This is a genomic window from Paenibacillus sp. NPDC056933, assembly GCF_042674385.1.
Taxonomy (GTDB): Bacteria; Bacillota; Bacilli; order Paenibacillales; family Paenibacillaceae; genus Paenibacillus.
In genome coordinates, this window is record NZ_JBHUQN010000002.1 from 1043826 (window position 1) to 1058593 (window position 14768).

Below are 14768 nucleotides of genomic sequence, written 5' to 3' on the forward strand. Positions count from 1 at the left end.
AAAACTGCCCTTGAAGGGGCAGTTGCCAGCAAAACTTACATTTCACCTGTTTACATCTAACCTACATATTTCGACGAACAAACTTGTGCGCTCCCCCAACCGCGATCACAAGACAGGCCATAGCGGCAGGTAACAAGGTGTGCGCCTCAGCAGGCATGCCGCCAAGCCACTGCCCCAACTTCGGATCATTCATGACCATTTCACCTGCTGTGAAGGCCAGAATACCTGAACCTGCGAACACCAGAATCGGGAATCGTTTCAACAAACCGACAATTAACCCGCTACCCCACACCACAATCGGAATACTTATGGCAATACCAATCACCGTCAATGCGAGATCCCCATCCGCCAGAGCAGCAATTGCGAGAACGTTATCCAGACTCATGACAAAGTCAGCAATCAAAATCGTTTGAATGGCTTTCCAGGTCGTAGAAGCTTCCCGAATATGTACTTCATCTTCATTTTGAAGCAGAAGCTTAACGGCAATCCAGAGCAGCAGCAGCCCGCCTGCCGCCTGGATAAAAGGAATACCCAACAACAAAACGGCTGCAAAGGTTAATACACAACGCAAGACAACCGCGCCAAATGCCCCCCACCACACCGCTTTCTTGCGCTGTGGTGCTGGTAAATCCTTGCTTGCCAGTGCGATGACAACCGCATTATCTCCACTTAGAACCAGATTGATCATTAAGATTTCGGTCAACAGCCATAGCGTATCCATGCTTCTCATCCCCCCACTCTAACTTGTATGTCAAAGTTGTCCATGCTATTCTTAAACGTTGAACAAGCTTTCTAAGGTTTGGATAAATAGAAGGAGTGACATCGTATGGAGCTGTTTAGCCCCGCTTTTTGGCTGGCGTTGTTGAACGTTGTATTTATTGATCTAATTCTGGCTGGCGATAATGCCATCGTGATTGGTCTCGCAGCTCGAAATTTGCACCCCTCTGTACAGAAAAGGGCAATTCTCTACGGAACAGGCGGCGCTCTATTGATACGTATTGTGGCCACCGTAATTGTGTTATGGCTGCTGAAAGTGCCATGGTTGCTTCTTGTAGGGGGATTACTTCTAATCTGGATCGCCTACAAGCTATTGGCAGATCAAGGAGAGGATCATTCGGACATCAAGGCAGGCAGTTCTCTCTGGATAGCCGTGCGAACAATTGTGATCGCAGATGCTGCCATGGGTTTAGATAATGTTATCGCCGTTGCTGGTGCTGCACAGCAGCATTTGGTACTTGTCATACTTGGACTCCTGATCAGTGTGCCAATTATCGTTTGGGGCAGCACGTTGTTTATAAAATTAATCAACCGTTTCCCTTGGATCATTTACCTTGGAGCCATCGTACTGGGTTATACGGCTTCCAACATGATTACAGAGGAGCACCGTCTCATGCCTTTCTTTACCGAACATCCGGCATTGCGGATCTTATTTATTGTTCTGGTTACGGTTGGTGTTGTGTTTGCCGGATATCGCAAACGCGTAAATAGCAATAAGCCAGGCGGGGAGCGTCAACACTCCTATTCATAAAAATTAAAAGTCTGCCACTTTAACCATAGGACATATACAAAAGGACTGACCGATAGGAATTCGGCCAGTCCTTTTGTATATGGGGTAACATAGTCGTTATTATGTCATTCGGTCCTGAAGATGAATGATCAGAACCATTCTTCCTTCATTTCGTTATCCTGATCCTGCTGATTAGTCAGCATAGCGGTTTCACCTGCATGCAAGGTAATCGTTTCTGTTTGCTCCACCGCCTGATCCACCCATTCAGGCAGCTGGCTCATGGTCGCTTCGATTTTATCCACAATGCGCAGATTCGGATTCGTTGTTGGGGATTTCGGTACAAATAGAGTGCAGCAATCCTCATATGGCAGAATCGATATATCATACGTTCCGATCTGTTTGGATAACGTTATAATTTCCTGTTTGTCCATCATGACAAGCGGTCGCAGTAGCGGCAGATCCGTCGCACGTCCAATGACATTCATGCTCGGCAGCGTTTGGCTTGCTACCTGACCCAGGCTATCTCCCGTAATCAGTGCAAGTGCACGCTCACGTTCAGCCAGCTTGGTAGCGATCCGCAACATCGAGCGCCGCATCAATGTAATGATCAGGTTATCCTGTCCCAGTTGGGTAAATGCCGTTTGAATTTCCGTAAATGGAACCAGATGCAGCTTGATTGTGCCCGCATGATCAGCAAGCGCACGCGCCAAATCAATGACCTTTTCTTTGGCACGCTGGCTTGTGAATGGGTAACTGTAGAAATGTACACATTCCACTTCAAGTCCTCTACGCATCGAAGACCATGCAGCTACCGGGCTGTCAATGCCACCTGATAATAAGAGCATCGCTTTGCCATTCGTCCCCAAAGGAAATCCACCTACAGCTGGAATGACTTCACTGAAAATATACGTGCCTTGATCCCTGATTTCCACACGCAGTTCTATGTCTGGTTGACGCACATCTACACTTAACTGCTGGAATTTCCGAAGAATCGGAGAACCCACCAGATGATTCATTTCATGCGAAGAATTAGGAAACTCTTTCCACACACGACGTGCATTAACCTTGAATGTGGTACCTTCTTTGAATTCAGACTCTCTCTCATCCATAAAAGCAACAGCCGTCTCCACGATATCATCCGGCCTCGATGGCGTAACTTTAACCGGACTGATCGACATCACTCCAAACACTCGTTTAAGTACAGCAATCAGTTCCGTATGAGATTCGCCGCCCAGATCCACATACAACCGTCCAAATTCCTTCCGCAGACTTGCGCCTGGATAAGGTTTAAGGAGAGAACGTACCTGGGTGATGATTGTTTTTTCGAACCGGGCGCGATTTTTCCCTTTTAACATAAACTCTCCGAAACGGAGAAGCAGCATATCATATTTCATCTAAAATCACATCCGCCTTTCCATCGGGCGCAGCTGCGCCACCATCTGATGTAACGCTTGCTCCAAAAGAGCCACATCTTCTTCTGTATGTTCATCTCCAAGACTAATACGCAGTCCGCCAGCAGCACAAGCATTATCCCTGCCCATGGCAAGCAATACCCTGCTGGGTTCAGCTGATCGCGAAGAGCAGGCAGATTGTGTAGAAGCGGTCACTCCAAGTTGCTCCAGGGTATGCAGCGCCACTTCTGCCTTCATTCCGGGATAGGAAAAATGAACAATGTGCGGTGCACCCTCTTTGCGACTATTTAACACAAATCCGGGAATCGCATCTATGATCTCCATAATACGATCTCGCAAAATCGTTGTACGCCGCGCAAAGTCAGCCTGACGTTCCGCTGCGAGACGCATCGCCTTCGCCATACCCACAAGCAAAGGTACATTTTCGGTACCCGCTCTCAGTCCCTGCTCCTGCGAGCCGCCTGACAGCAAAGGTGTAAGCTCCACCCCGCTTCGTACATAAAGGAGACCTGCCCCTTTGGGACCACGAATCTTATGAGCAGACAAACTATACAGATCCGCGCCCCACATCGCAGGTTTAGCCTCAATCTTTCCAAACCCCTGTACACCATCCACGTGAAAAAGTACTCTTGGTACTTCCTTCTTGAGACGTTCACCAATGTCCGCAATAGGATGGATCGCTCCGGTTTCATTGTTCACATGCATTAGACTTACAATCACCGTGTCGGGTCTGATCGCATCCATAACCTGTTGGGCGCTCACCAGGCCGTCGGAATCCACGGACAACCAGGTGACATCCCATCCCCATTGCTGCAATTGCTTAAAACTCTCATACACCGAAGCATGTTCCGTTGCAGTAGTAATCATGTGTTTGCCCCGAGACTGATAGCGTAATGCCGCCCCTTTAATGGCAAGGTTATTGCTTTCGGTTGCGCCTGAGGTAAATACGATTTCTTCTGGTTTCACCCCAATAGCTGCAGCACAACCGGATCGTGCTCGGCGCAATAATTGGTTGGCACGCTCACCATAACCATGAATCGATGAAGGGTTCCCATATTGTGCCTCCATAATCTCGGCCATTGTACGAACGACATCTGGATAAGGAGGCGTCGTTGCTGCATAATCAAAATATTTCAAACGAGGTTCCCCTCCTAGTCTTCGTTGTGGAATCTACTGTGAGCATTGTATCATGATCTCCGTTCAACACAAAAAGACCAAACAGGAACGGAGCTCATAGGAGCTCTGCTGTTCCCGCGTTTGATCTCTTCCTGCATTACGTTTGTATTTCCATACCTATCGTTTATACCCTATATTTCGACTGTGCCTTCTCCACCTTGGAGATATAAGCCTGTGTTTCGGAAGGCAGACGGTTGAGTACACTCATCAGTTCAGCGTCACTGGATACACCGAGGCTCGAAACCCGTCCTGGCCCGGCATTATATGCAGCAAGTGCCATCTTCACCTCGCCACCAAAACGCTGGAGCTGAAGAGAAAGATATTTGGTTCCGCCATCTATATTTTGAGCAGGATCATAAGCGTTGCTTACCCCCAAACCTGCTGCCGTCCCATCCATGAGCTGCATCAACCCTTTGGCACCTGCGGATGATACCACATTCGGATCGAAACCGGATTCTGTATCAATGACAGCTTTAATCAAAGATTCAGGCACACCGTATTTCGCACTCGCTGAAGCAATCAATGATTCAAAATCCGTAGGTACAGATGCTCCGGAATCCACTAATGGTTTATTTAAGAGGGAAGATAAAGAGCCTACATCGCGATTTGAAGTTGAAACAGAACTTGCATCCGGGTTATACATGCTACCAAGTTGCAACCATAACAGACCGTCACTGGAACGTTTGGAGAGCGCAGCAGAGTCTACAGTTTCCCCTACGGTATTATTCAAAGAATTTGAATTCGTACCGAGAAGCCCATCCATGACACTGGCAAAATCCACTGTTGAACCAGAAGTTGCATCTGATGCATTCGTTTCGTTAAGACTATTGGACAATTGCAGTTCCAGCAACTGCCGCGACCCGCGCGGATCAATCTGCATGAGTTATACCCACTCCCGTATATTGTAAACGTATATTATGACTTTATTCTACATCGTTTTACATGAAGGTTCCATTGTTTTCAAAAAAATAATTCTTATTTGCATACTTCTTGCATATGTACGAAAAAAACCTTCTTCAATCACCCGTTAACTACGGGGAAAGTAGAAGGCTTAGATCAGGCCATTATTCTCTGTTCAGAATATCCGGTTCGTGCAATGCTTTAGTTTAGTCTTACTTTATTAACGTGCAAAGGGAATCATGAAAAAGTAACTGAGTGTTGCCACGGCACCAAGTCCGATAGACCATGCACCTGCTGTTTTCCGGCCATTCACATAGGCATAATAACCAAGCACCGCCGCAGCAGGACCAAGGACAATGGACCACATGAATAAGGACGCTATGCCAAATGCCAGCCCCATATATCCCGAGATTCTACCCGTAGATTTCATTACACCATCATCCTCATGCTTCACTGGTGTATGATCTGTTCTTTCTGTCGATTCTGTGCGAATGGAACCTGTTGGTGGGGCTACCTCAGCACCATACTCTTCCCTGTGACTTCGTCTTGGATAATCTACACGCTTACGCTGTTTTTCTTCGGAGGAAGTCTTTTTTTGACGTTGCAACGGGTGATCCTCTTTACGGTCATTATTCAATGCAAAGCACCTCCATATGAATGGGAATGACTGCTCATTTGGGTCTGAATGTGTGGCAACATGTCGCAGAAGAAGTACGGGCATGGTCATGATGATCGGAATCAAAGGTCTCTCCGGCAAATTCCTCATGTAAACGGCGAGTGGCATGTTGGTCAATGTCAATCATGATGGCATCGGCCTGGCAGAAATTGTTTTCTCCCCAAAAGTGACAATTCGAAACACTGCATTTTACAATTGGCTTCTCATGGCTCATTTTTTTTATCACCTCGACACCTATTGTCCCCGCTGTTCAAATCGACTATTCCCTGCGGAAATACCAGATGATGACATCCTTTTGAGTAATTCAGGATTAAAAATAAAGTAAAAAAACCGCCACAAGGGCGGTTTTGTCCAATTTGCATATAAGTTGAAAACGTTAATTAAGCGTGATTGCGTTGATTTTGCATCCGACGCTGCGTTAGGTAGTCACTTTCATAAAAGGCCAGATCATCACGCAGTTCTTCATAGGTTTTTGACACCTCAAGAATAACATCCCGTACTGCACGGATTGGCTTATCACGGAAGCGGATTGCATCCTGACCCGTGTAAGCATATCTACCGTCTTCAGAATAACATTCATTTTTGGGATAGAAAAAGCTGTTTACGCATTGGTGATACGTGTTATAGAGAGCCTTTTCGGCAAAATCAACATCAAAATTGGCACGACGCAGCACAACGCCAAGTTTTTCGTAAGAAACTTCAGAAAAAACAAGCAAATGACGAAGATCCGAAAGAAATCCTTTGTAGAAGGTTGTTGATTCCTCTGTCTGATTCTGATCCAGTTCAGGCAAGGCATTTTCATTCAAAAATTGTTCGATCCGATCGATAGCCGGTTTTAACTTTTCCCTAGTTGACTCACATGTTTTCTGTACATTGGCTGCTGACATAAAGGTAGCTCCCCCTTAAATAAGTCCTTACATATAGATCGGCCATAGGGATGTTCTCCCCTAGCCTTGAATTCTCAGGTACTATCCTACCATAAAAAGATGACGAGCGGTATCCCTTAATCAGGCTTTCCCTTTCTGCTACTGAACATGCTTGCAGACGGATTCAACCTTATGTTCAGTTGCATAAAAAAATGCCCTTTTCCTAACGATAGATATAACCAGTGACAATGATGAAGTCAGAACACGGTTACGAATGATTGTCAAAATAATTGAGGAGGTTCCATCCCTTATGTCCAGACCGAAATGGGTTAACTGGGCCATCGCCGCTGGGGCGGGCGCACTTGCCCTGACGCTGCTGCTTCCAACGTCCAATCGCCCTGTTCCAACCCCAAGTGCCATGCCTGATTCTCCACACAAAGAGCAAGCAAGCAAGCAACGCCTCAAAGTCCAGGATGTAAAAGCAACCGATTTGCTGACACGTATGGATGCCAAACAGCATCTCAGCATCATGCTTGAGAAAACCTCCAATATGACTGATTCGCAAATCAAACGCTACATCAACGAATTACAACAAACACATGATCATATTTGCTCCATCGATGTGATGAGTACCGATGGAGCAAACCGACGGCACTTTGAAAAAAAATCAGCAAAAGGAAGCAAGCTGGAACAGCAAAAACTTGAACATTCTCTTACCCTTGCGAAGAAAGCCGTCAGCAAACGTCAAAGTTTCGAATCCTCTTCTTTCCCTCTGGGTAAAGAAAAGTATTTTGTGATGGGACAGCCCTCCAAGGATGGGAAACGAGCGGTCATTGCACTATTTAGCCAGAATGTGCTGAACGCCGTAGAGCAGCATCAACGCAAAAATCTGCGCATGATTCCCTATCCACGTGAAGGTAAATTCAAAATTGAGTCGGTGCACCCGGATACCCTCAAAGAAATCACAGTGAAAACAGGTCATGATAACGCTAATGCCAGTCACTTTTACGAAAATGAGATTGTCATCCGTTTCCGGCAGGACCCGGGTGAGCGGGACTTGCGCATCATTAAATCTGATCTGCGTACTCAATCAGTACGCAAGCTGGGATATACGTATGTTTTCCGGTCTGAAACCATGAATTATGAGCAATTGCATGCTTATTTTGAACGTAAATGGAATCCGTTATATATGGAACCCCACTACATGTATTTAACCAATGAAACCGTATCTGAACAAACAGATGTAACCGTGCCCAATGATATTTTATTCTCTGACTATCAGTGGAATCTGCCCGCAATTGAGACCAACCGTGGTTGGAATATTACAAAGGGCAACAAGGATGTTATCGTTGCCGTGGTGGACACCGGTGTCGATCTGACCCATCCCGATCTGAAGGGCAAACTGCTGAACGGTTACAATGTCGTCGATCCCGCAAGCAAACCGCTTGATGATGTAGGCCACGGTACACACGTCGCAGGGATTATCGGCGCTGTTGTGAATAACAATGAAGGTGTGGCGGGCATGAGCTGGTACAACAAGGTACTTCCTGTTAAGGTACTGGACAATTCAGGTTCAGGGACAACCTATGCTGTTGCAGAAGGCATCATCTGGGCAGCCGATCATGGAGCCAAAGTCATTAATATGAGTCTGGGCAATTACGCCGACGCCCAATTTCTTCATGATGCGATCAAATACGCGTTTGACCGGGATATCGTTTTAATTGCAGCGACCGGTAACGATAATACAGAGCGACCGGGATACCCTGCAGCTTATCCGGAAGTGTTCGCCGTATCTGCTACGGATCCGGATATGAACAAAGCTTCCTACTCCAACTATGGGGATTACGTAGACGTTACGGCACCAGGTTCCAGTATTGCAAGTACGTATCCGAAAAACCAGTATGCGGCCTTGTCCGGAACGTCAATGGCAAGCCCCCATGTAGCTGCACTTGCGGGTTTGATCCGCTCATTAAATCCGGATCTGACCAACACGGAGGTTATGGATTTGATGCGTCAAAGCGTTATTGACCTTGGCGATCCCGGCCATGACAAATATTATGGATATGGGCAGATCGACGTATTTAAAGCTTTGGAGGCGGCATCAGGGAATAGCGCACCACTTCAGTTTTGGCCACAGCATGTGAGACAGCAAATGGACAATGCGATGAAAAAGTACACCAAATAATGACTGTAGCTCTCCATATAAAAACAAAAGCAGCTGCGCCCCGGGGCGTATGCTGCTCTTTGGTATATTTACCTATTCCCCCGGGGCATCCGCTGCCACTAGCGTTTGCGAGAAGTTGTGCGGGACTTGCCTGATTTTTTCACGGATTTTTTCTTGGCGTTGTGGCTTGAAATATAACAAGGATCTTCTTCTTTGACTACGACAGGATACATATGATGATGAATTGGCACACAGTGATGTTTTTTGATGACTTCGATGGGGTGGATTACAGGTACGATTTGTGGAATGTAGTAATCTTCAACAACCTGGATCGGGTCACAAACTATCGGGCAAAGCGGCGGACAGAAATGGTTCATTTCAAACCAACTCCCTTTCAAGTGATACTATAACCTATTGCACATGGACCATTGTGGATTGGATGTATGTCCATTTCTGAAAAATTAAATAAGCGGTAGCCTGTCCGCCGTTGCCCCGCCTTTTTGGGGTGTAACATTCTCAATGACCCTGCACAATACACGCAGCCCCTCACATAATAGCTCCTGATTCGTTACCGTAAAGCAAATCCGCAGACTCGCCGTATCCGTTTCCCCTACATAACAGGCGGAACCCGGCAAAAATGAAACACCTGCAGCAAGGGCCTGGCGGTGCAGCTCTCGCATATCCAAACCATCAGGCAATTGAAGCCATAAGTTCAATCCTCCATCAGGCAAAGTCCAGTACATCCCCAGTGGGGCATATTCCTCCAAGACCTCAGAGGCGGCACAAAGACGGGAATATAACTCTTCCCTCAGACGAGCTGTATACGAACTGTAATGATGTTGAATATACGATTGCAATGCCTTCTGCGTGAGCAGCGGGCTCCCCAGGTCCGCAGTGGATTTGGCAGCAACAAGCCGGGTGAGCACACTTCCATCTGCAACTGCACAGGCCACACGGCAACCAGGAGACAGCACCTTGCTAAAACTTTTGATATATACCACATGTCCTGTTCCATCCATGGATTTAATCGATGCGGGCGGCGAATCATGGAAGTACAGATCAGCGAACGGATCATCCTCCAGGATGAGACAGTGATAACTCTGAGCAAGATTCAGCAGTTGCGCACGGCGCTGTGCAGTCATCGTAATGCCTGTAGGATTGTGGAATGTGGGAATGGTGTATATCAATTTGGGAGGGTATGTATCACATAACCGGGTTAACAGATCAATACGCATCCCTTCATCATCCATGGGTACCGTAATTATCTTCGCTCCCCTGCTTGTAAACACATCGATAGCACCGGTGTAGCTTGGTGCCTCCATGTACACCACGTCACCAGGCCCGACGAAGGTCCGGGCGACAAGATCAATTCCTTGTTGGGTCCCGCTTGTAATCAGCATCCGCTCAGGTGGTACTCTAAGCCCTCTTTCTGCAAAATGCCCTGCAAACGTCTGCCGAAGTTCACGGTCTCCCTGAAAAGAGCCGTAAGCCGCCATCCGTTGTGGGTGATCCAAAGAGAGGCGGTAAGCACTGTCGATAATCTCCTGTGTTGGCAACAATTCAGGCTGAATGGCCGACATATGCAGCTCATATTGTACTTGAGGAGACGCGTCAAAATGTCGCCAGAGCTGTGCACGGGGCAAATAATCGACAAGGGCCATCTGCCAGTTCCAGGGTGTGCTTGATTCAGTCCTCGGATGCGTCCGGTGAGTTCTCTCCATGTCTTCTGTTGTCTCCAGCTCCTGTACCCCGCGTACATAGCATCCTTTTCCTTGAGAACAGGTGATCAGTTGAATGGCTTCCAGTTCGGCATATGCTTTGGACACGGTCACCAGGCTGACGCCCAGATCCGCAGTCATTTTTCGAACAGAGGGAAGACGGGTTCCAGGCTCAATTAGCCCAGATCTTATCCGGTCCGCAAGGGTTAGGGCAATCTGGATATATAATTTGGTGCTGCTCCCCCGCTTCAGTTCAATATGCATACATGTGCCTCCCAACTGTTATGATCCGCATTTTACTGTTATAATGCATTTCGTCTATTATAGTTAATAACATCAGTATAACAGTGAATAACAGGAGATGAGAATAATATGAATATCCCTTGGTCCAAAATGGCACTAAACACCCCTTCCTCTGTCGTTCGCGACATGCTTCAGGCTGCACAGGCACCTGGAATGATTTCGCTTGCCGGAGGTTTACCCGCCCAGACATCGTTCCCTCTTGAGGCCATTCGTGAAGCATATGATAAGGTATTTATGGGCGGCGCAGCGGCTCTTCAATATGCAGAGACGGAAGGTTATCGACCGTTACGTGCCAAGATTGCCGAACGTCTTGAATCCAAGGGCATTCCCGCTTCACCTGATCATATGCTTCTGACCACCGGATCTCAGCAATCCATTGACCTGGTGTGCAGAATTTTGCTTGATCCGGGCGACAGCGTATTGGTTGAATCCCCAACCTACCTGGCTGCCCTTCAAGTGATCCATTCCTATCAGGCGGAGGCGCATGGAGTCGCCTGTGATGATGAAGGCATGTTGCCTGAATCGCTGGAAGAACAGCTTCAGCAGCGTCATCCGAAACTCGTTTACATCAACCCTACGTTCTCCAACCCATCGGGCAAAGTATGGAGTCGTGCCAGACGTCAGCAAGCTGTGGACCTGTGTCGTAAATATGGAGTATTGATTCTGGAAGACGATCCTTATGGGGAAATTCGCTTTAATCCGGAACAGCTGGACGCTCCCGCACTGGCACAACTGGATGCAGAATCCTATGAGGGTCCATCCAATGTCATTTACACCAGCACGTTCTCCAAAACCGTAGCCCCCGGCCTTCGCACTGGCTGGATTTTGGCCGCACCCGATGTAGTCAAAATTGCTGCCCGTGCCAAACAGGGTGCAGATCTGCATTCCAGCAGCATCGACCAAAGAGCACTTCATGCACTGCTGGAATCATTTGACCTGGACGGGCATATTCGCAATATCTCACAGGATTATGAACAACGGATGAAAAAATTGACCGCGCTCATGGAAGCAAAATCATGGGAAGGTATCTCCTGGAACTCACCGCAAGGCGGAATGTTCCTTTGGCTGCAGCTGCCTGAGGGTATGCTGGCAAGCAACCTGTTTACCTATGGAATTCAGGAAAAAGTGTGCATTGTACCAGGTGATTCCTTCTATGCAGGTTCACCGGAGCTGAACCGTATGCGGATCAACTTTACCCATACCGATCCAGACCTGTTGCCTGAGGCTGTAGAGCGTATGGATCGCGCCATTCAACGGTGGCATGCATCACTACAGTCGGACAGTGTAGTAACACTGTAACGAACTGTCATCAACTGTATCATTAGAAACCATTCCTCAGTCACACTGTAGAACAAAAATAAGGCGGCAGACCGAGAAAACTCGGAATCTGCCGCCTTATTTATATAACCTGATTGAACAGGTATCTTTTGTAGTTGATGATGCGATGGCGTCTTTCTGATCAGCCAGGATCAGATTCAATCACTCTGGTTCTCCTCGACTGATAGTAGACCACACTGTATTGCTGTTGTGTTGTAGTTAGGAAAGCTTACCGTAAGCCGGGTTCTGTGCTCTTCGTGGTTCAGACGGGAACTACCCTCCCACCACAAGCGACAATCATCTATCTAGGCCATACATTGCTGCACAGCTCAAGCGACCAACCTAGACACACCTCGGGCTAAGGCTGCCTTCTCCGAAGAGTCGACTGTGTCCCATTAGGTCTTGCTCCAGATGGGGTTTACCAGGAACGAAGTCACCAGCGTTCCTCGGGGTCTCTTACACCTCGGTTCCATCCTTGCCTGTGCCGGAAAAATCCGGCCATCGGCGGTCCATTTCTGTGGCACTATCCTTCAACTCGCGCTGACTGGACGTTATCCAGCATCCTGCCCTGTGGAGCCCGGACTTTCCTCTCGTGGCAACAAAGGCCACCAGCGATTGTCTGTCAAGCTTTCCGAACAACATTACATAGTATACAGGCATTTGAGTTTACAAACAAGCTTAATTATTTACAGGCAGCAACGAATTTACATGTTTTTCTAGATAAACTGAAACACTTCCGTGTTTACCTCAGATGCAGTTACTTGTGTGTCATAACGTTTTTCTTCCAAACGGGAACGCAGCCAGTCCGCAGTTTTGGGTTTCATGATTTTCTCAGCATTATGACCGGCATCAATGATACACATGCCTGCCATCAGTGCATCGTGAGCCGTATGATAATCAATATCCCCGGTCACGATGACATCAGCACCTTTGAAGCGTGCGGGAAGGGTATAACGGCTACCTGAACCGCCAAGTACTGCTGCTTTTTTGATCTGCCGGTTGAGATCGCCTACTACACGAACGTATGGCACATCCAGTTTGGCCTTCACGACCTCCACCAGCTCACCGAGTGTCTTTGGTTGCTTAAGTGGTCCTAAGCGCCCCAGACCCAACGTACGGCCTTTTAAATCGATTGCATAGAGGTCATAGGCCACTTCCTCATAAGGATGAGCCTTAAGCATGGCTTGAATAACTTTGCTGCGCATACTTTGCGGTACAATGGTCTCGATTCGCATTTCCTCTACACGCTCCATCTGTCCCTCTGTTCCGATGAAAGGCTGTGTCCCCTCTCCCGGTACAAAAGTACCTATGCCTTCCGTATTGAAGCTGCACTTGTTGTATTGACCAATACTGCCAGCACCTGCTTCAAGAATCGCCTGAAGGACCTGCTCATGGTGTGTGCAGGGTACAAATACAGCCAGTTTGAACAAATGATCTGTATGTACATCCTCAAGTGATTCCTTGCTCTCAATTCCAATGGCCTCGGCCATCCAATCATTCATTCCGCCTTCGGCCACATCCAGATTGGTATGGCTAATGTACACCGCAATATCATGCTTAATCAGTTTCTCGTACAGTTTCCCCATGGGTGTGTCGGTATTCAATGATTTGACCGGGCGGAAAATAATAGCATGGTGTGCAATAATCAGATTCGCTCCTATCCGAATGGCCTCGTCCACAACTTCGTTTGTAACATCAAGCGCGATAAGAACGTGCGTAATTTCCTTTTGCAAACTGCCAAGTTGAAGACCAATCCGATCATCCGGCACGGCCAGATGTTTGGGAGCAAGCTGCTCCATCCATTGAATTACCGTTTGACCTTTGGCAAACATGAGAGTACCTCCTTCAAGTTCACAATTAAATGCTCCACCTCAGCTGCCTTGTCCCGTGAAGATTCCTGATCGGATTTGGAGATCGACTGCACAACACTTTCCAGCTTGACGATTTCGCTCTCCCATTTGGCAAAAAACACATCTGTTGGACGGTCTGTTAAATAAGGCCCCATGCGCAGCAGCAAATCGGATGTCAATTCCACTCCGCCTTCAAGCGGACGTGCTCGATACACTTCCTCGTTGGCGATAGGACTGAGGGCTTGCGGCATTGCTGTAATAATCTCGTATACTTTGCCATCTTCTTCAAGCAGCTGCTCTGCAACTACAACCCATTGATGCGCGAGCAGCCACCGTCTGAGGATATCCTCACCCACATTAGGTTGCAAAATAAGCAGTTTGACCTCATCAAGTTTGGAAAGACCACGATCCAGAATGGAGGCAATTAGCGCCCCTCCCATACCAGCAATCGTGATAACATCCACTTCGCCTGCAGAGATGACATCCAAGCCATCACCACGTCGTACTGTAATTCGCTCCTTCAGGCCTGCATCGCTAACTTGCTTGCGTGCAGCTTCGTAAGGACCCGGGTTAACTTCTCCGGCTACTGCACCTTCCGCTTTCCCACTGCGTACGGCTGCTACCGGAAGTAAAGCATGGTCTGAACCGATGTCAGCCAAGCGGCTGCCTTCGGGAATTTGATCATGTATTCGTTGTAATCGATTCGAAAGTTTCATGAAGCACCTACACCATTCATTTAATTTATTGATTTGCATTGAACAACAAAAAGCGATAAAATGAAATCCAATAAAACATTTCAAGGATGAATTACCAAAACTAAGAAATTTAGATACTCCATTTAAAAATAAAGGAGACCCCGCCGCCGCTTAAGCGTCTTGC

The 14768-nt window shown here is 47.5% G+C and carries 14 protein-coding genes and 1 other RNA gene; 3 read left to right on the forward strand and 12 right to left on the reverse strand.

Annotated elements, in window-relative coordinates; genetic code table 11:
* Positions 1-61: 61 nt before the first annotated feature.
* A complete protein-coding gene (locus tag ACFTRD_RS19640; RefSeq protein WP_379382860.1) occupies positions 62-721 on the reverse strand; it encodes a TerC family protein in 660 nt (219 codons plus the stop codon).
* A 105-nt stretch (positions 722-826) separates the two neighbouring features.
* Here ACFTRD_RS19640 and ACFTRD_RS19645 point away from each other — a divergent pair, with 105 nt between their 5' ends.
* A complete protein-coding gene (locus tag ACFTRD_RS19645; protein ID WP_379382861.1) occupies positions 827-1528 on the forward strand; it encodes a TerC family protein in 702 nt (233 codons plus the stop codon).
* A 128-nt stretch (positions 1529-1656) separates the two neighbouring features.
* Here the strand turns inward: ACFTRD_RS19645 and thiI are convergent, their stop codons facing one another.
* From thiI to ACFTRD_RS19675, 6 genes are all read right to left on the reverse strand, one after another.
* A complete protein-coding gene (gene thiI, locus ACFTRD_RS19650) occupies positions 1657-2901 on the reverse strand; it encodes a tRNA uracil 4-sulfurtransferase ThiI (protein ID WP_379382863.1) in 1245 nt (414 codons plus the stop codon).
* A 6-nt stretch (positions 2902-2907) separates the two neighbouring features.
* Positions 2908-4056 carry a cysteine desulfurase family protein gene (locus ACFTRD_RS19655; RefSeq protein ID WP_379382865.1) on the reverse strand — a complete coding sequence of 383 codons (1149 nt, stop codon included), beginning with the start codon at positions 4054-4056 and terminating at the stop codon, positions 2908-2910.
* A 163-nt stretch (positions 4057-4219) separates the two neighbouring features.
* A complete protein-coding gene (locus ACFTRD_RS19660; RefSeq protein WP_379382867.1) occupies positions 4220-4975 on the reverse strand; it encodes a lytic transglycosylase domain-containing protein in 756 nt (251 codons plus the stop codon).
* Between the two features lie 240 nt (positions 4976-5215).
* The gene (locus tag ACFTRD_RS19665; RefSeq protein ID WP_379382869.1) at positions 5216-5632 is read right to left on the reverse strand and encodes a hypothetical protein; all 417 of its coding nucleotides are present in this window, start codon (positions 5630-5632) and stop codon (positions 5216-5218) included.
* 34 nt (positions 5633-5666) lie between these two features.
* On the reverse strand, positions 5667-5885 hold the full coding sequence (locus ACFTRD_RS19670) for a DUF1540 domain-containing protein (RefSeq protein ID WP_082704288.1): 219 nt from the start codon (positions 5883-5885) through the stop codon (positions 5667-5669).
* A 166-nt stretch (positions 5886-6051) separates the two neighbouring features.
* On the reverse strand, positions 6052-6558 hold the full coding sequence (locus tag ACFTRD_RS19675; protein WP_062326464.1) for a YpuI family protein: 507 nt from the start codon (positions 6556-6558) through the stop codon (positions 6052-6054).
* Between the two features lie 289 nt (positions 6559-6847).
* Here ACFTRD_RS19675 and ACFTRD_RS19680 point away from each other — a divergent pair, with 289 nt between their 5' ends.
* The gene (locus tag ACFTRD_RS19680; protein WP_379382872.1) at positions 6848-8722 is read left to right on the forward strand and encodes a S8 family peptidase; all 1875 of its coding nucleotides are present in this window, start codon (positions 6848-6850) and stop codon (positions 8720-8722) included.
* 98 nt (positions 8723-8820) lie between these two features.
* Here ACFTRD_RS19680 and ACFTRD_RS19685 read toward each other — a convergent pair whose 3' ends face one another.
* Both ACFTRD_RS19685 and pdxR read right to left on the reverse strand, forming a co-directional pair.
* The gene (locus tag ACFTRD_RS19685) at positions 8821-9078 is read right to left on the reverse strand and encodes a hypothetical protein (RefSeq protein WP_082704289.1); all 258 of its coding nucleotides are present in this window, start codon (positions 9076-9078) and stop codon (positions 8821-8823) included.
* Between the two features lie 84 nt (positions 9079-9162).
* Entirely contained in the window at positions 9163-10683 is a 1521-nt protein-coding gene (pdxR, locus tag ACFTRD_RS19690; RefSeq protein WP_379382874.1) for a MocR-like pyridoxine biosynthesis transcription factor PdxR, read from the reverse strand.
* 108 nt (positions 10684-10791) lie between these two features.
* On the opposite strand from pdxR, the gene ACFTRD_RS19695 reads away from it, so the two are divergent.
* Complete coding sequence (locus ACFTRD_RS19695; protein WP_379382876.1) at positions 10792-12021, forward strand: aminotransferase-like domain-containing protein; 1230 nt, start codon at positions 10792-10794, stop codon at positions 12019-12021.
* A 238-nt stretch (positions 12022-12259) separates the two neighbouring features.
* On the opposite strand, the gene rnpB is transcribed toward ACFTRD_RS19695, so the two are convergent.
* The 3 genes from rnpB to ACFTRD_RS19710 form a co-directional block, all read right to left on the reverse strand.
* An RNA gene (gene rnpB / locus ACFTRD_RS19700) (RNase P RNA component class A) lies at positions 12260-12670 on the reverse strand.
* Between the two features lie 85 nt (positions 12671-12755).
* A complete protein-coding gene (locus ACFTRD_RS19705) occupies positions 12756-13871 on the reverse strand; it encodes a Nif3-like dinuclear metal center hexameric protein (protein ID WP_379382878.1) in 1116 nt (371 codons plus the stop codon).
* Complete coding sequence (locus ACFTRD_RS19710) at positions 13847-14605, reverse strand: tRNA (adenine(22)-N(1))-methyltransferase (protein WP_379382880.1); 759 nt, start codon at positions 14603-14605, stop codon at positions 13847-13849. Before ACFTRD_RS19710 ends, ACFTRD_RS19705 begins: the two co-directional genes overlap by 25 nt.
* Positions 14606-14768 lie beyond the last annotated feature (163 nt).